Source organism: Microbacterium sp. CGR1, from assembly GCF_001266755.1.
Taxonomy (GTDB): Bacteria; Actinomycetota; Actinomycetes; order Actinomycetales; family Microbacteriaceae; genus Microbacterium.
The window spans coordinates 1241874-1258028 of sequence record NZ_CP012299.1 but is presented as its reverse complement, the minus strand read 5'-3'; the positions used below and the strand labels follow the sequence as shown (position 1 = coordinate 1258028).

The 16155-nt window shown below is 66.6% G+C and carries 17 protein-coding genes; 9 read left to right on the top strand and 8 right to left on the bottom strand.

From position 1 onward, the window contains the following. The first annotated feature begins 26 nt into the window (after positions 1–26). The 4 genes from AKG07_RS06050 to AKG07_RS06035 are packed head-to-tail and all read left to right on the top strand — an operon-like array spanning position 27 to position 4278. On the top strand, positions 27–1457 hold the full coding sequence (locus tag AKG07_RS06050) for a hypothetical protein (protein WP_053096732.1): 1431 nt from the start codon (positions 27–29) through the stop codon (positions 1455–1457). After that, complete coding sequence (gene hisD / locus AKG07_RS06045) at positions 1457–2764, top strand: histidinol dehydrogenase (protein ID WP_053099161.1); 1308 nt, start codon at positions 1457–1459, stop codon at positions 2762–2764. Before AKG07_RS06050 ends, hisD begins: the two co-directional genes overlap by 1 nt. 10 nt (positions 2765–2774) lie before the next feature. Further along, positions 2775–3245, top strand: coding sequence for a transcriptional regulator NrdR (nrdR, locus tag AKG07_RS06040; protein WP_053096729.1), 471 nt, complete (start codon positions 2775–2777; stop codon positions 3243–3245). A 10-nt stretch (positions 3246–3255) separates the two neighbouring features. After that, positions 3256–4278: a quinone-dependent dihydroorotate dehydrogenase gene (locus AKG07_RS06035; RefSeq protein WP_053096727.1), complete on the top strand. Its 1023-nt coding sequence runs from the start codon at positions 3256–3258 to the stop codon at positions 4276–4278. A 75-nt stretch (positions 4279–4353) separates the two neighbouring features. On the opposite strand, the gene AKG07_RS06030 is transcribed toward AKG07_RS06035, so the two are convergent. Then, positions 4354–4941: a DUF3043 domain-containing protein gene (locus AKG07_RS06030; protein ID WP_053096724.1), complete on the bottom strand. Its 588-nt coding sequence runs from the start codon at positions 4939–4941 to the stop codon at positions 4354–4356. Between the two features lie 46 nt (positions 4942–4987). Here AKG07_RS06030 and AKG07_RS06025 point away from each other — a divergent pair, with 46 nt between their 5' ends. From AKG07_RS06025 to AKG07_RS06005, 5 genes are all read left to right on the top strand, one after another. Then, the gene (locus AKG07_RS06025) at positions 4988–6409 is read left to right on the top strand and encodes a dipeptidase (RefSeq protein WP_053096722.1); all 1422 of its coding nucleotides are present in this window, start codon (positions 4988–4990) and stop codon (positions 6407–6409) included. Positions 6410–6480: 71 nt separating this feature from the next. Continuing rightward, a complete protein-coding gene (gene erpA / locus AKG07_RS06020; protein ID WP_053096720.1) occupies positions 6481–6846 on the top strand; it encodes an iron-sulfur cluster insertion protein ErpA in 366 nt (121 codons plus the stop codon). Positions 6847–6942: 96 nt separating this feature from the next. Next, positions 6943–7842, top strand: coding sequence for an aa3-type cytochrome oxidase subunit II (gene ctaC, locus AKG07_RS06015; RefSeq protein ID WP_053096718.1), 900 nt, complete (start codon positions 6943–6945; stop codon positions 7840–7842). 3 nt (positions 7843–7845) lie between these two features. Continuing rightward, entirely contained in the window at positions 7846–9579 is a 1734-nt protein-coding gene (gene ctaD, locus AKG07_RS06010; RefSeq protein ID WP_053096716.1) for an aa3-type cytochrome oxidase subunit I, read from the top strand. 3 nt (positions 9580–9582) lie between these two features. Continuing rightward, complete coding sequence (locus AKG07_RS06005) at positions 9583–10017, top strand: cytochrome c oxidase subunit 4 (RefSeq protein WP_053096714.1); 435 nt, start codon at positions 9583–9585, stop codon at positions 10015–10017. A gap of 58 nt (positions 10018–10075) precedes the next feature. Here the strand turns inward: AKG07_RS06005 and AKG07_RS06000 are convergent, their stop codons facing one another. From AKG07_RS06000 to ctaE, 7 genes are all read right to left on the bottom strand, one after another. Beyond that, complete coding sequence (locus tag AKG07_RS06000) at positions 10076–10495, bottom strand: rhodanese-like domain-containing protein (RefSeq protein ID WP_053096712.1); 420 nt, start codon at positions 10493–10495, stop codon at positions 10076–10078. An 85-nt stretch (positions 10496–10580) separates the two neighbouring features. Further along, on the bottom strand, positions 10581–11084 hold the full coding sequence (locus tag AKG07_RS05995) for a GNAT family N-acetyltransferase (protein WP_053096710.1): 504 nt from the start codon (positions 11082–11084) through the stop codon (positions 10581–10583). Continuing rightward, positions 11081–11494 carry a RidA family protein gene (locus AKG07_RS05990; RefSeq protein WP_053096708.1) on the bottom strand — a complete coding sequence of 138 codons (414 nt, stop codon included), beginning with the start codon at positions 11492–11494 and terminating at the stop codon, positions 11081–11083. Before AKG07_RS05990 ends, AKG07_RS05995 begins: the two co-directional genes overlap by 4 nt. 94 nt (positions 11495–11588) lie before the next feature. After that, a complete protein-coding gene (gene qcrB, locus AKG07_RS05985) occupies positions 11589–13403 on the bottom strand; it encodes a cytochrome bc1 complex cytochrome b subunit (RefSeq protein ID WP_053096706.1) in 1815 nt (604 codons plus the stop codon). Further along, a complete protein-coding gene (gene qcrA / locus AKG07_RS05980; RefSeq protein ID WP_053096704.1) occupies positions 13400–14476 on the bottom strand; it encodes a cytochrome bc1 complex Rieske iron-sulfur subunit in 1077 nt (358 codons plus the stop codon). The genes qcrB and qcrA overlap by 4 nt, the downstream gene beginning before the upstream one ends. Positions 14477–14512: 36 nt before the next feature. Next, positions 14513–15316: a cytochrome bc1 complex diheme cytochrome c subunit gene (qcrC, locus tag AKG07_RS05975; protein WP_053096702.1), complete on the bottom strand. Its 804-nt coding sequence runs from the start codon at positions 15314–15316 to the stop codon at positions 14513–14515. 20 nt (positions 15317–15336) lie between these two features. Then, a complete protein-coding gene (ctaE, locus tag AKG07_RS05970; protein ID WP_053096700.1) occupies positions 15337–15993 on the bottom strand; it encodes an aa3-type cytochrome oxidase subunit III in 657 nt (218 codons plus the stop codon). Between the last annotated feature and the right edge of the window lie 162 nt (positions 15994–16155).

Here is a 16155-nt window from a genome sequence, read left to right as displayed (position 1 = left end):
TGCACCGTGGCGAAAGGACCCTCCCCATGAGCACGGAATCACCCTTCCTGAACAGTGACGACTCAGCTGCAGACCGGTCGTCGGTGTCAGACGAGTCACCTCTCGACGAGGACTTCTCCGATGACGACGGCGTGCTCTATGACGATGAGGTGACGCCGGAGTACGGCATCCTCGGATTCACCCTGCGGGAGCTGCTCATCGTCGGCGTGTGGCTGATCGCCTTCATCGCGTCGTTCTTCCCGTACGTCGGAGACTCGTCCATCTGGGGTGCCGGAATCCAGTGGGTCCTCCCGATCGGCGTGCCGACGGTCGCCGTGTTCCTGCTGGTCCTCCGCCGTTTCTCACCCGACGGCATCCGCCGGGTCGGCTCGCTGGGGATCGACCAGTTCGCTTCCGTGGCGTTCTCCGTCTCAGCGGTCTTCTGGCTCGGCGCACTCTGGAACGCCGTCGCGTTCGCGATCCAGTTCGGTGTCTTCGGGCTGCCCTGGAACGGCGTCGTTCAGCTGCTCGCAGCGCTCGCGCTCGTCGTCCTCACGGTCTTCGCTCCGCTGGTGCCCGGCCTCAAGGAGGACTTCCAGGGCCGACTCGTCACGCTCGCGCACCGCAACGCCAATCCGGTCCGACCGGTCATCGCGCGTCCTCGCCCCGAGCCTGCCGCCCCGGGCGCCGACGCTCCCGTCGCCGTCGAGGCCGATGCTTCTGCCGACACGGACCTGCGACCTGCGTCGTACGCATCGCCCGCCTCGTCGAGCGATGTCGCTCCTGAGGCCCACACCGCCGCGACGGATGCCGCGCCGACGGCCTACGCGACGGACGCTGCACCGACGGCCTACGTGACGGACGCCTACGGGACGGACGCCGCGCCGACGGCCTACGGGACGGACGCCGCACCGACGGCCTACGCGACGGACGCTGCCCCGACCGCCTACACGACACCCTCGGCGGAGGGGATCGACGTCGAACTGTCCCGTGAGCAGGCGACCGATGAGGTCGCCCGTCTCGATATCGCCGAGCAGGTGCCACTGTCCTCCCACGCGTCGGGCGGGGGGACCGGGACCGAGGAGACGACCTCCGATGAGGAGTACACCCCGGCGTACTCGCGCCGGTCGCGCGGCCAGGAACCCGAGATCGTGTCCGACACCGGAAGCATCGAGTCGCTTCTCGGTGCGACCGCGCGCGATGTCTCGTCGCCCGAGACGACCGCGTTCCCCGCCGTCGAACACGACTCGGACTTCGCCGCGACGAGCCCTCAGGACGCCTACTCAACCCCGCAGCCCTTCTGGATCCTCGCGCCGACCGAGCGGGACGTGCATGACGAACGCGGCGAGGTCATCTTCCGAATCGGACCGAATGCGTGGGCGCTCGTCATCGAGGACCGCGGTGGCGCCTATGTCATCCGACACGACGACGGTCGCATCGGCTACCTGCACGACATCTCAGACATCACGAAGGGCTGATCTTGCGCACGATCGATCTGCGAGGGCGCACGCTCTCGCCGGCTGACATGCTCGCGGCCGTGCCGCGAGCCACCCAGGCACGGGCCGAGGCTCTCGACACCGCCACGCGCATCGTCGAGGACGTGCGCGAGCGCGGCGAAGAGGCGCTGCGCGAGCAGGCTGAACGCTTCGATCGTGTCACGGGTCATGAGATCCGCGTGCCCGCGCAGCACATCGCCGATGCTCTCGAGACCCTCGCGCCTGCTGTCCGCGATGCCCTCGACGAGGCGATTCGCCGGGTGCGCATCGCCTCCGAAGCCCAGGTTCCCGAACGTCGGATCACCCGGATCGGCGCCGGCGCGACGATCACCCAACGCTGGCAGCCTGTGCACCGCGCGGGCGTGTACATCCCCGGCGGCAAGGCGGTGTATCCCTCCAGCGTCATCATGAACGTCGTCCCCGCCCAGGTCGCGGGCGTCGAGCAGATCGCGCTCGCTTCACCGCCCCAGGCGGATCAGGGAGGTCGCGTCCACCCCACGATCCTCGCCGCGGCAGGCCTCCTCGGCATCACGGAGGTGTACGCCATCGGCGGCGCCGGCGCCATCGGTTCCTTCGCGCACGGCGTCGCCGGCATCGGACTCGACCCGGTCGACGTGCTGTCAGGGCCCGGCAACAACTACGTCGCCTCCGCCAAGCGGGCGGTGGCCGGGGTCGTCGGCACGGACTCCGAGGCGGGGGCCACCGAGATCCTCGTCGTCGCAGATGCCGCCGCCGACCCGCGTCTCATCGCCGCCGACCTCGTCAGTCAGGCCGAGCACGACGAGCAGGCTTCGGCCGTCCTCGTCACCGACTCGCCTCAGCTCGCCGATCGTGTCGCCGAAGAGGTGGCGCGGCAGGCCGGCGCGACCCGTCACGCGACCCGGGTGGCCGCAGCTCTCGACGGACCGCAGTCCGCGATCGTGCTCGTCGACGACCGTGCCATGGCCACGGCGTTCAGCAATGCGTACGCTCCCGAGCACCTCGAACTTCACCTCGAGGATGCCGAGGACGCCGCCGACAGCTTCACGAGCGCAGGTGCGGTGTTCGTCGGCGACCACACGCCGGTGAGTCTGGGCGACTACATGGCGGGCAGCAACCACGTTCTGCCGACCGGGGGACAGGCGCGCTATGCGCCGGGACTCGGCGCCTACACGTTCCTTCGTCCGCAGCAGGTGATCTCCTACGATCGGGCCGCCCTGGCCGAGGTCCGTGAGGGGGTCGTCGCCCTCGCCGAGACCGAAGTGCTCCCCGCGCACGGCGAGGCGATCGAGGCGCGTTTCACCGCGTAGGATCGGTCAAATGCACTGCCCCTTCTGCCGTCACTCGGACTCTCGCGTCATCGACTCCCGCACCAGCGACGACGGTCTCTCGATCAGGCGCCGTCGTCAGTGCCCTGAGTGCGGCGGGCGTTTCACGACCACCGAGACGGCCAGCCTCAACGTCATCAAGCGTTCGGGCGTCATGGAGCCGTTCAGTCGCGAGAAGGTGATCTCCGGCGTGCGCAAGGCGTGTCAGGGGCGCCCCGTGACCGAGGCCGATCTGGCGGTCCTCGCTCAGCGTGTCGAGGAGGCCGTGCGGCAGACAGGTGTCTCGCAGCTCGATACGAACGAGATCGGCTTGGCCATCCTCGGACCCCTCCGCGACCTCGATGAGGTCGCATACCTGCGGTTCGCGAGCGTGTACCAGGCTTTCGACTCGCTCGAGGATTTCGAGAGCGCCATCACGGATCTGCGTGCCGACCACGTCAAGCCGGAGCCTGCCGACCGGTAATCTGGCAGGGATGTATCCGCTGCTCTTTCGCGCTGTCCTGTCGCGCTTCGACCCCGAGTTCGCCCATCACGCCGGTATGGCGGTGATCCGCGTGCTCGGAGTGCCGCCGCTCTCCTGGGCGACGCGGGCACTGACGAAGCCGGATCCGTCGCTGCGTGTGGACGCACTCGGACTGAGCTTCTCCTCGCCCTTCGGCATCGCCGCCGGGTTCGACAAGAACGCGATCGGTGTCCGCGGTCTTGCAGCGCTCGGCTTCGGCCACGTCGAGGTCGGCACCGTCACCGCGATCCCGCAGGAGGGCAACCCGAAGCCCCGACTGTTCCGGCTGATCGCCGATCGTGCGGTCATCAACCGCATGGGATTCAACAACGAGGGCGCGGATGCTGCGGCCCGGCGCCTCGCGCGGTTGCGTCGCGGCGCCCCTGACACGGTCATCGGAGTCAACATCGGCAAGAGCCGTGTCGTCGACGTCGAGGACGCCACCGCCGACTACGTCGCTTCGGCGACGCGGCTGGCCCCGCTGGCCGACTACCTGGCCGTCAACGTCTCGTCCCCGAACACCCCGGGTCTTCGGGGACTGCAGGCGGTGGAGACGCTGGCTCCGCTGCTCAGGGCGGTGCGCGCGGCATCCGGAAAGACTCCGCTGCTCGTCAAGATCGCCCCCGATCTGGCTGACGACGAGATCGCCGCGATCGCGAAGCTCGCCGTCGGCGAGGGCCTCGCCGGCATCATCGCGCACAACACCACGATCAGCAGGGATGGACTCACGACGGACGCGGCGACGGTCGCGGGCATCGGAGCGGGCGGCCTCTCCGGCGCGCCCCTCAAGGAGCGCTCGCTTCAGGTGCTGCGTCTGGTTCGCTCGACCGTGCCCGCAGAGTTCTGCGTCATCGCCGTCGGGGGAGTGGAGACGCCCGCGGACGTTCAGGAGCGACTCGAAGCGGGCGCGACGCTCGTGCAGGGCTACACGGCGTTCCTGTACCGCGGTCCGTTCTGGGGACGCGAGATCAACCGGGGCCTGGTCGCACGCTGAGAAGCTGCGCGTGCGAACGAGAGAGGCGCCTCGTGCTCATAGAGCACGAGGCGCCTCTCTCGATGATTCAGGGGATCAGGCGGGGCGGTCGCCGCGCTTGACCTGCGGCTTGGGCAGACGCATGAACCGCATCTGCAGCGACCGCATCGCGGCGTACCAGCCGAGACCGCGCTCCATGCGGTCCTTGCCGAACTTCGCGGCGACCTTGCGCTTGACGCGCATCCCCAGCAGGATCATGCCGCCGATCGCGAGGATCAGGTACGCCATCATGACCAGGTACGCCCAGCCGGCGATCGCGAAGCCGCCGATGGCGAGGTTGGCCGGAAGGAGCGAGATGAGGATGACGAGCACCATGACGCCCATCACGAACTCGGCGGGGTGCCATCCGGCGTCCACGTAGTCGCGGACCCAGCGGCGCTGCGGGCCCTTGTCGCGAGCCGGGAGGTACTTCTCCTCGCCGGCCGCCAGACCGGCCTGCGCGCGGTTGCGTCGCTCGCTGAGCTCGGCGCGCGCTGCGGCCTTGGCCTCCTTGGTGTTCGCGACCAGAGGACGGCGGCGGGCCGCTTCCTGCTCGGCCCGGGTCGGCGTCGCGCGTCCCTTGCCCGACGCGGTCGTCTCGGCGGCGTCGTCGTTCGTCGAAGGGGGGACAGGGGTAGTGGCCACGAGGTTCCTCGGTTCAGTGAAGGCGGATCACCTTAAGATTACTCGCATGACATCTCCTGCCCAGCCCGGTGACCAGAATCTGTCCAGCGAACGCGAGCCGGCCGTCCTCGAGGCCGCAGCCACAGGGTTCCCGGCCGCGCTGAGCGACCTGGGCGCACTCGTCCGCATCCCCGGCATGGCCTGGCCCGCGTTCGACCAGACGCAACTCGAACGCAGCTCGGAGGCGGTCGCCGCGCTCGCGACGGCGACGGGGGTCTTCGACGACGTGCGAGTGCTGCGCGCCGCGATCCCCGGCACCGACGAGCACGGGCAGCCTGCCGTGCTCGCGACGCGTGCTGCGCGCAACGGCAAGCCGACGATCCTGCTCTACGCGCACCACGACGTGCAGCCTCCGGGAGACGACGCGCTGTGGGAGACGCCGCCGTTCGAACCAACGGTGCGCGACGGACGCCTGTACGGGCGCGGAGCCGCCGATGACAAAGCGGGCATCATGGCGCACATCGCCGCGATCCGCGCTGTGGCCGAGGTCGTCGGCGACGACCTCGAGCTCGGGATCGCGATGTTCATCGAGGGGGAGGAGGAGTACGGATCGCGCTCCTTCGCTCAGTTCCTCGCGGACAACAAGGAAGCGCTCCGGGCGGATGCGATCGTGGTCGCCGACTCGGGCAACTGGGATTCGGTCACCCCCGGCCTCACCGTCTCGCTCCGTGGCAATGCGCGCTTCACCGTGCGCGTGCGCACCCTCGACCACGCGTCCCACTCGGGCATGTTCGGCGGAGCGGTTCCGGACGCCATGATGGCCACGGTGAGGATGCTCGCCACGCTCTGGAACGAGGACGGCTCCGTCGCCGTCGAGGGGATGACCGAGCGCGACGCGCCGACGCCGGAGTACACCGAGGAGACGCTCCGCGATGAAGCGGGTCTTCTTCCTGGCACGTCTCCGGTCGGCGGCGGGAGCATTCTCAGCCGGATCTGGAACAAGCCGGCGGTCACGGTCATCGGGATCGATGCGACGAGCGTCGCCGCGGCGTCGAACACCCTCCTTCCCGAGGTGACGGTGGTCGTGAGCGCGCGCGTCGCGCCAGGGCAGACGGGGGAGGAGGCGTATGCCGCCCTCGAGGCGCATCTGCGCGCGAACGCGCCGTTCGGTGCGGAGCTGACCTTCACCGACGTCGACCTGGGAAACGGCTTCCTCGTCGACACCAGCGGCTGGGCGGTCGCCCTCACCCGCGATGCGATGCGCGACGGGTACGGTGTGCCGCCGGTCGACCTCGGCGTCGGCGGTTCGATCCCGTTCATCGCTGATCTGGTGCGGGAGTTCCCCGATGCGCAGATTCTCGTGACCGGCGTCGAGGACCCGCACTCGCGTGCCCACAGCCCGAATGAATCGCTGCACCTCGACACGTTCCGCCATGCGGTCGCGACCGAGGCTCTGCTGCTCTCGCGCATGAACGACATCATCATCTGAGCCGTATCCGCGAGCCTGAGGGTAAAATCGAGATACCAGCCGTGCGAGCGCGGCCCGTCACAAGGAGCGACATGAGCGACACCACACTGACTTCGGCAGAGACCACCCAGGCGCACGGCGTGAAGCTGACCGATGCCGCGGCCACGAAGGTCAAGAACCTTCTCGAGCAGGAGGGCCGCGATGACCTGCGTCTGCGCGTAGCCGTTCAGCCCGGCGGATGCTCCGGCCTGATCTACCAGCTGTACTTCGACGAGCGATTCCTCGAGGGCGACGAGACCGTCGACTTCGACGGCGTCGAGGTCATCATCGACAACATGAGCGTCCCGTACCTCGACGGCGCCTCCATCGACTTCAAGGACACGATCTCGGAGCAGGGCTTCACGATCGACAACCCCAACGCCGCAGGCAGCTGCGCCTGCGGAGACAGCTTCCACTGATCCGAACCCCTCCGCCAACCTGCGTGGTTGGCATGAATCAGGTGTGAGGTTGCCCTAGACTTGGGTGTGCCCTGTCCGCAATCTGAAAGGTGCATCGTGCCCTCGAAACGCCGCCTTCGTTGGGCCGCTCTCCCCCTGGGAGTAGCGGCAGCCGTGGCCCTGGCGGGATGTACTGCCACTGAGCTGAACGGTTACCTCCCGGGCTTCGTGGAGGGTGAGCCTGCGGCCACCAACCAGACCGAGCGCGTCTCGTCGCTCTGGGTCAACTCCTGGATCGTCCTCCTCGCCGTCGGCGTGATCACCTGGGGCCTGATGGCCTGGGCCGCGATCGCCTACCGTCGCCGGAAGGGTCAGACCGGACTGCCCGTGCAGATGCGGTACAACATGCCGATCGAGATCTTCTACACGGTCGTGCCGCTGATCCTCGTGCTGGGCATGTTCTTCTTCACCGCGCGTGACCAGTCGGCGATCGAGACGAAGTGGGACGAACCCGACGTCGAGATCACGGCCATCGCCAAGCAGTGGGCGTGGGACTTCCAGTATGACGGTGAAGAAGAGGACAACTCCGACGCCGTCTGGACGATGGGAATCCAGGCCCAGCCGGACGCGGACGGCACCATCGATCAGGCGCAGCTCCCGACGCTGGTGCTGCCGGTCGACCAGAAGGTCACGATCAACCTGCAGTCCCGCGATGTCATCCACTCGTTCTGGATCATCGACTTCCTGTACAAGAAGGACATGTACATCGGGAAGGACAACTCCTGGTCCTTCATCCCGACCCGAGTCGGCGAGTACGCCGGCAAGTGCGCCGAGCTCTGCGGCGAGTACCACTCGATGATGCTCTTCAACGTCAAGGTCGTCGAGCAGGACGAGTACGACGCCTACCTCCAGACTCTCGAGGAGGAAGGCAACACGGGAGACATCACGGACGCGTACGACCGTCTGTCGAACTACCCGGGGACCACCGCCCCGACCTCCGAGGAAGGAGAGGAGTAAGCCATGTCGACCACTGAAGCCCCCCGCACCGACGAGGCCCCTCGCTCTCGACCCACCACCCTGCCCGCACGTCAGGCTGCTCTCATGAGCTCGTCGCGTGTCGAGCAGAAGGGCAACATCGTCGTCAAGTGGATCACCTCCACCGACCACAAGACGATCGGGTACATGTACCTCATCGCCTCGGTGCTGTTCTTCCTCCTCGGCGGCGTGATGGCACTCGTCATCCGTGCTGAGCTCTTCGCTCCGGGAATGCAGATCATCCCGACCAAGGAGCAGTACAACCAGCTCTTCACGATGCACGGCACGATCATGCTGCTGATGTTCGCGACACCGCTGTTCGCCGGATTCGCCAACGCGATCCTGCCGCTGCAGCTCGGCGCCCCGGACGTCGCCTTCCCGCGTCTGAACGCGTTCGCGTTCTGGCTGTTCCTCTTCGGCTCGACGATCGCCGTCGCCGGCTTCCTCACCCCGCAGGGTGCGGCCTCGTTCGGATGGTTCGCCTATCAGCCGCTCGCCAGTGCGTCCTTCTCTCCGGGTGCCGGTGGAAACCTCTGGATGCTGGGTCTCGGCATCTCGGGCTTCGGAACCATCCTCGGCGCCGTGAACTTCATCACCACGGTGATCACGATGCGCGCACCGGGTATGACGATGTGGCGCATGCCGATCTTCTCGTGGAACACGCTCATCACGAGCCTCCTCATCCTGATGGCCTTCCCGGTGCTCGCCGCCGCGATCTTCGCCGCAGGTGCGGACCGCGTGCTCGGCGCTCACATCTACGACCCGGCCAACGGCGGTGTCCTGCTCTGGCAGCACCTGTTCTGGTTCTTCGGTCACCCTGAGGTCTACATCATCGCTCTGCCGTTCTTCGGCATCGTCTCCGAGATCTTCCCGGTCTTCAGCCGCAAGCCGATCTTCGGATACAAGACGCTCGTGTACGCGACGATCGCGATCGCCGCACTGTCCGTCGCCGTGTGGGCTCACCACATGTACGTGACCGGCTCTGTGCTGCTGCCGTTCTTCGCCCTCATGACGATGCTCATCGCAGTGCCGACGGGTGTGAAGATCTTCAACTGGATCGGCACGCTGTGGCGTGGATCGGTGACCTTCGAGACCCCGATGGTGTTCGCACTCGGCTTCCTGGTGTCGTTCGTCTTCGGTGGCCTGACCGGTGTCATCCTCGCGGCTCCGCCGCTGGACTTCCACCTGTCCGACTCGTACTTCGTGGTCGCGCACTTCCACTACGTCGTCTTCGGCACCGTCGTGTTCGCCATGTTCGCCGGGTTCTACTTCTGGTGGCCGAAGTGGACCGGACGCATGCTCAACGAACGCCTGGGCTACGTGCACTTCTGGATGCTGTTCATCGGCTTCCACATGACGTTCCTCATCCAGCACTGGCTGGGCGTCGACGGCATGGTGCGTCGCTACGCCGACTACTCGCCGGAAGACGGATGGACGTGGGGCAACCAGGTCTCGACCATCGGCGCGATCATCCTCGGCGCCTCGATGCTGCCCTTCTTCCTGAACGTGTGGATCACGGCTCGCAAGGCTCCGAAGGTCACGGTCAACGACCCGTGGGGCTACGGCGCTTCGCTCGAGTGGGCGACGTCCTGCCCGCCGCCGCGTCACAACTTCACGTCGATCCCGCGTATCCGCAGCGAGCGTCCCGCGTTCGACCTGAACCACCCCGAGGCTGCGGAGTTCACGCCCGCTGCGCCCGGCGAGCGAGAGGGCCACTGAGCCATGCGCGACAATGTCATCCTCTGGTGGGTCCTGACCGCCTTCTTCGCCCTGGTCGGCGTCGTCTACACCGGCTGGCACATCCTCGCCACGCCGTCGGACAACTTCGCCGCGCGGATCGAATGGGTCGGCACCGTGGCGCTGTTCTTCGCCGCGTTCATGGGCGCGATGATCGCGTTCTACCTCGACCGCACGCACAAGGCTCAGAACGGCGAATTGCCTGAGGACATCCTCACGAGCGACATCGACGACGGAGACCCCGAGCTCGGCGAGTTCAGCCCCTGGTCCTGGTGGCCGATCGTCCTCGCGGGTTCCGCTGCCGTCTTCGTCGTGGGACTGGCCGTCGGACACTTCCTGCTTCCGATCGGCCTGGCGATCTTCGTCGTCGCGATCGTCGGCTGGGTCTACGAGTACTACCGCGGGAACTTCGCCCGCTGATCTGCATGCAGAAAGCCCCTGGGATCTCCATCCCAGGGGCTTTCTGCATGTCCTGTCGCTACGCGCGGCTGCGGACACGGGAGATGCCCGTCAGCGGGTCGACAGGCCGACGGTGGACGCCGTCGGCGTCCTCCACGGGATAGCCCTCCCTGACCCAATACTCGAACCCGCCGATCATCTCGCGAACGGCGTAGCCGAGCTTCGCGAACTCCAGAGCGCCCTTCGCGCCGGCGTTGCACCCCGGGCTCCAGCAGTAGACGACGACGGCGGCGTCGAGGGGGATCTCGGCAGGAGCGCGGCTCGCGATCTCGCTGTAGTGCATCTGTGTCGCTCCAGCGACGCGTCCCTGCGCCCACGCTTCCTCTGAGCGGACATCGATGATGACGATGTCGTCTTCGGAGCGGAGAGCGGCATACACATCGCTCGCATCGGTCTCGTAGGCGAGCTTGGCGGCGTAGTAGTCAGCGCGATCGATCATGCGCTCAGCCTAGGCAACGGCGCGAGGTCCCGCCGTCATCATCCGGACGGCGGCGCACTGGAATCCGCCAATGTGGAGTGCAGGCTCAGAGCTCCACTGTCATCTGGACGCGGCGTCCGTATCGGTCGAGGCCGAGGGAGGCCTCGGTCTCCACCAGGCCGCGCTGGAACGGCGTCTCGGGGATGCTCTCGAGGAACCCGCACGACGCGTAGAAGGGCGCGTTCCACGGGATCTCGGCATAGGTCCGCAAGGTCATGCGCGTGTAGCCGCGATCCCGCGCCTCATCGAGTGCAGCGCTCACAAGGCGGCGTCCGAATCCCTGTCGTCCCACGGTGGGGAGGACAGACAGCTGTTCGAGGTGCGCATGACCGTCGGAGTCCAGGACATGGACGATACCCACAGGGGAGGAGCCCTCTGACTCTTCCAGAACGAGAACGAATCCCGGCTCGGCGAGGCGTTCGGCACCGTTCGCAGCGGGAGGCCATACTGGCGCCCCCAGACTGTCGATCAGGAGAGCGTCAGCCTGGGCCTCGATGGCGGTCAGGAGCTCCGCATCCTCGGACGTGGCGGGCCTGATCGCAGCGCTCATCGGTTCGTCTCCGCGATCGCAGCGACCGCTTCGATCTCCACCAGCTGGTCGTCGTACCCCAGCACGGTGACGCCCATGAGGGTGCTCGGTACGTCGTGCTCCGCGAAGGCCTCGTGAACGACGTTCCATGCCGTGACCAGATCAGCCTGAGACGACGACGCCACGAGGACCCGCGTGCTGATGACGTCGGCGATCGTGGCGCCACTGGCGCGAAGCGCGAGATCGAGGGTCTCCAGGCAACGTGACGCTTGCGCGGCGTAGTCGCCGGGGGCCGTGGTGGTTCCGTCGTCCTCGAGCGGGCAGGCGCCCGCGAGGAAGATGAGTCGGGAGCCCGCCGGAGCAGTGGCGGCGTAGGCATAGGGGGCGGCAGCGAGATCGGCGGATCGGATGAGTTGGACTGCGGAGCTCATGGCACGATCCTTCCACGTTCACTTGAGAGCCTCCCGGACATGAAGGAGGCCCTGTCCGAAACGGACAGGGCCTCCTTGCGGGGGAGCGGCGATGTTACTCGTCGTCCTCGGACTTCTTCTTGCGAGGCTTCTTCACCGGCTCGGTCGCGATGACCGTGCTGGGAGTGTTCGCCGTCTCGTCGACGTGCGTCTCGCTGACGGTGATCGGAGCGTCGGGGACGCCGGCGCGCTCATGGGCGCCCTGGATCTCCGCCGCCTCGGTCTCATCGTTCTGAGCCGTGACGTGGTGCTGGTGAGCGTCCGCAGCTTCGATCTCCGCCTGCGTGAGCGGCGCGAGCCGGTCCTCGAAGAACCACCGTGAGATGGAAGAACGGAGGTTCTCCGTCCACGAGATTCGTCCCTTCGCGTTCGGACGCACGACCAGAGGCTCGTAGTTGTCCACATCGATGAGCTTCCAGCGGTCGTACGTGTCGACCGGCTGGTGCACCTCGATGAACTCGCCGCCGGGAAGGCGGACGATGCGTCCGGACTCGAAACCGTGCAGCACGATCTCGCGGTCCTTCTTCTGCAGCGCGAGGGCGATCCGCTTGGCGATGAAGTAGCCGAGGACCGGTCCGACGAACAGCAGCGCCTGGAGCGCGTGGATCACGCCCTCCATGGTCAGCATGAAGTGCGTCGCGATGAGGTCGGAGGATGCTGCAGCCCACAGGACGGCGTAGAAGATCACGCCGGCGACGCCGATCGCGGTGCGGGTCGCCGCGTTGCGCGGACGCTGAGCGATGTGGTGCTCGCGCTTGTCTCCCGTGATCCACGCCTCGATGAAGGGGTAGATCGCGACGAGCACGATGAAGAGCCCGAGGACGACCAGCGGCAGCAGGATCCCGAACGACCAGGTGCGATCGAGGAAGACCACGTCGAGGTTGGACGGAGCGAGGCGCAGGGCGCCGTCCGCGAATCCGATGTACCAGTCAGGCTGAGTACCGGCGGAGACGGGGGAGGGGTCGTACGGGCCGTAGTTCCAGATCGGGTTGATCTGGAAGAACGTCGCGATCAGCACGATCGTGCCGAAGACGATGAACAGGTAGCCGCCCATCTTCGACATGTACACCGGCATCATCGGGTAGCCGACGACGTTGTCGTTCGTACGGCCGGGGCCGGCGAACTGCGTGTGCTTGTTGACGATCATCAGCATGAGGTGCACGGCGATGAGGCCGATCACCAGCAACGGCAGCAGCAGGATGTGCAGCGTGTACAGGCGACCGACGATGTCCGTACCCGGGAACTCGCCGCCGAAGAGGAGGAACGAGGTCCAGGTTCCGATCAGCGGGATGCCCTTGATCATGCCGTCGATGATGCGGAGACCGTTGCCCGAGAGCAGGTCGTCGGGAAGCGAGTATCCGGTGAAGCCCTCGGCCATCGCCAGGACGAACAGCACGAAGCCGATCACCCAGTTGAGCTCGCGGGGCTTGCGGAATGCGCCGGTGAAGAACACGCGCAGCATGTGCACGCCGATTCCCGCGACGAAGACGAGTGCGGCCCAGTGGTGGATCTGGCGAACCAGGAGACCACCGCGGAGGTCGAACGAGATGTGCAGCGACGACTCGAGTGCCGCCGACATCTCGATGCCGCGCATCGGAGCATAGGCGCCCGTGTAGTGCGTCTCGACCATGGAGGCCTGGAAGAAGAACGTCAGGAAGGTTCCGGACAGGAACACGACCACGAAGCTCCACAGCGCGATCTCACCGAGCATGAACGACCAGTGGTCGGGGAAGATCTTGCGTCCGAGCTCCTTGACGAAGCCGGAGATGCTGGTGCGCTCATCGATGTAGTTCGACGCGGCGCCGACGAATCGGCCGCCGAGAGGCGCCTTGTTGTCCTTGTCCTCTTTGGACAGCGTTGCGGTGCTCAATGGCGCTCCCAGAAGCTCGGGCCGACGGGCTCGGTGAAGTCACTGCGTGCGACGAGGTAGCCCTCGTCGTCGACGGTGATGGGCAGCTGCGGCAGCGGACGCGCGGCAGGTCCGAAGATGACCTTTGCGTGATCCGTGACGTCGAACTGCGACTGGTGGCAGGGGCAGAGGAGGTGGTGCGTCTGCTGCTCGTAGAGTGCCACCGGGCATCCGACGTGCGTGCAGACCTTCGAGTACGCGACGATGCCGTCGTACGACCAGTCCTTGCGGTCTTCGGCCTCGATGAGCTGCTCGGGGCGCAGGCGCATCATCAGCACGATGGCCTTGGCCTTCTCCTCGAGGTAGCCGTCGTGGTGGCTGAGCTCTGCGAGATCCTCGGGGATCACGTGGAATGCGGATCCGAGGGTCACATCCGCTGCGCGGATCGGGGTGCCGTCGGGGTCGCGCACGAGACGCTGGCCCTTCTCCCACATGGTGTGCTTCAGCAGCGTGACCGGATCGCCCGCGGTGGGGTCGTCGGGTGTGCTGTGCGGAGCGAGACCGCGGAAGAGCGTGACACCGGGGATGATCGAGGCCACGATCGCCGCGAACAGCGAGTTGCGGATCATCGTGCGTCGTCCGAAACCGGACTCCTCGTTGGCCGTGGCGAACGCCTCGACGACGGCCTCTCGCGTCGAGTCCTTGCCCCGGGTGGGGTGACGGTGCTCGATGTGCTCCTTGTCGCTCATCAGCGCCTTGGACCAGTGGATCGCGCCGATGCCGATCGAGAGCAGCGCGAGTGCGATGCCCAGACCGATGAAGAGGTTGTTCTGACGGATGTCGATGAGCGCGCCGCTCTCGATGGGGAAGAGCATGTAGGCGGCGACCGCCCAGATGCTTCCTGCCAGCGAGAGATAGAACAGCGTGTAGACCGTGCGCTCTGCAGCCTTCTCAGCGCGCGGGTCCTTGTCGGTCATCCGCGCGCGGTGCGGCGGCAGCCCCGGGTTCTGCACGGGATCGCTGACTGCGACACCCAGCCCCAGAGAGGGCTGGTAGGCCCTGTCAAGAGCCTGCGAGTCGTCGTCGTGTGCCATGGTGCTCCTCGTACGTTCCTCTTCGATGAATAAGCGTCAGTTGGACTTCGCCGTGATCCACACGGTGATGGCGACGAGCGCGCCGATGCCGAAGATCCAGACGAACAGGCCCTCGGAGACGGGACCGAGCGAACCGAGCGAGAAACCGCCGATCTGCACGGACTGCTGCTGGTAGAGCAGAGCCGAGATGATGTCGCGCTTGTCTTCGTCCGACAGGTTCATGTCGCCGAAGACGGGCATGTTCTGGGGGCCGGTGACCATGGCCGCGTACATGTGCAGCGCGCTGGTCTCGGTCAGTGCGGGGGCGTACTTGCCCTCGGTGAGTGCTCCTCCGGCGGCCGCCACGTTGTGGCACATCGCGCAGTTGACGCGGAACAGCTCCGCGCCGTTGGCGACGTCGCCTTCACCGTCGAGGATGTGGTCCTCGGGAAAGGTGGGGCCGGGAGCCGACTCCTGCACGAAGGAGGAGATCGCGAGGATCTGCTCCTCGGTGAACTGCGGCTCCTTCTGCGGAGCCTGGGGCCCCTGCATCTGCAGCGGCATGCGGCCGGTCGACATCTGGAACTCGACTGCGAGCTCGCCGACGCCGTAGAGGCTCGGTCCGTTCGCCGTGCCCTGCAGATCGAGACCGTGGCAGGTGGCGCAGTTGGCCGTGAACAGCTTCTCGCCGTCCTCGACGGTGAGCGTGCTCGCCGCGGTGGTCTGGGTGTCGGTCGCAGCGAAGGCTGCTGACGTTCCGGCGTACACGGCGCCGGTGATCATGAGGCCTGCTCCGATGAGGGCTGCCGCAGCCAGGGGACTGCGACGGCCATTCGAACGGCGCTTCTTCTCTCGTGCCATCTCGGGGATCAGCTCCGCTCTTATTTCAGGAAGTAAATGACGACGAACAGCACGATCCAGACGACGTCGACGAAGTGCCAGTAGTAGGACACCACGATCGAGGAGGTCGCCTCCTTGTGCCGGAAATTCTTGACGGCGTACGCACGGCCGATGACGAGGAGGAAGGCGATCAGACCGCCGGTGACGTGCAGGGCGTGGAAGCCGGTCGTCAGGTAGAACGCGGATGCGTAGGAGTCAGCGCTGATCGGCATGCCTTCTGCGACGAGCTGCGCGTACTCCCAGACCTGCCCGGAGACGAAGATCGCGCCGAGGGCGAAGGTGAGGAAGAACCACTCGACCATGCCCCAGCCGAACAGGCGACGGCGGCCGGCGCCGTTCTTCTGTCCCTTGGCGATGCGGTACGGCTGCAGGTCCTCGGCCGCGAACACGCCCATCTGGCACGTGAACGAGGAGAGCACGAGGATCGCCGTGTTCACGAACGCGAACGGGACGTTCAGCAGTTCGGTGCGGTCGGCCCAGAGCTCGGGGGAGGTGCTGCGGAGCGTGAAGTAGATCGCGAAGAGTCCCGCGAAGAACATCACCTCGCTGCCGAGCCACACAATGGTGCCGACAGCTACCGGGTTGGGGCGCTTGATCGTTCTTGCCGCCGGGGCATACGTCGCTGAGGTCGTCACCATTCCATTATGGCCGATCTCCGGGCGTGATTCTCGCACCGGAGGCCCTCGTTTCGCCCGCGAACGACTTAGGGGACCCTAAGAAAACGCTGCGAATCCTCGGTGAATACGCGGGAAACGAGGGATGATCGACGCCCGGCGCCCGTTCTGCAAGAGTCTGCACGT

Coding starts and splice junctions, on each gene's coding strand:
- qcrA (WP_053096704.1), bottom strand. CDS start 14,476: ATGGCACACGACGACGACTCGCAGGCTCTTGACAGGGCCTACCAGCCC.
- ctaE (WP_053096700.1), bottom strand. CDS start 15,993: ATGGTGACGACCTCAGCGACGTATGCCCCGGCGGCAAGAACGATCAAG.
- AKG07_RS06035 (WP_053096727.1), top strand. CDS start 3,256: ATGTATCCGCTGCTCTTTCGCGCTGTCCTGTCGCGCTTCGACCCCGAG.
- ctaD (WP_053096716.1), top strand. CDS start 7,846: ATGTCGACCACTGAAGCCCCCCGCACCGACGAGGCCCCTCGCTCTCGA.
- AKG07_RS06050 (WP_053096732.1), top strand. CDS start 27: ATGAGCACGGAATCACCCTTCCTGAACAGTGACGACTCAGCTGCAGAC.
- AKG07_RS06025 (WP_053096722.1), top strand. CDS start 4,988: ATGACATCTCCTGCCCAGCCCGGTGACCAGAATCTGTCCAGCGAACGC.
- nrdR (WP_053096729.1), top strand. CDS start 2,775: ATGCACTGCCCCTTCTGCCGTCACTCGGACTCTCGCGTCATCGACTCC.
- erpA (WP_053096720.1), top strand. CDS start 6,481: ATGAGCGACACCACACTGACTTCGGCAGAGACCACCCAGGCGCACGGC.
- AKG07_RS06005 (WP_053096714.1), top strand. CDS start 9,583: ATGCGCGACAATGTCATCCTCTGGTGGGTCCTGACCGCCTTCTTCGCC.
- qcrC (WP_053096702.1), bottom strand. CDS start 15,316: ATGGCACGAGAGAAGAAGCGCCGTTCGAATGGCCGTCGCAGTCCCCTG.
- AKG07_RS05995 (WP_053096710.1), bottom strand. CDS start 11,084: ATGAGCGCTGCGATCAGGCCCGCCACGTCCGAGGATGCGGAGCTCCTG.
- AKG07_RS05990 (WP_053096708.1), bottom strand. CDS start 11,494: ATGAGCTCCGCAGTCCAACTCATCCGATCCGCCGATCTCGCTGCCGCC.
- AKG07_RS06000 (WP_053096712.1), bottom strand. CDS start 10,495: ATGATCGATCGCGCTGACTACTACGCCGCCAAGCTCGCCTACGAGACC.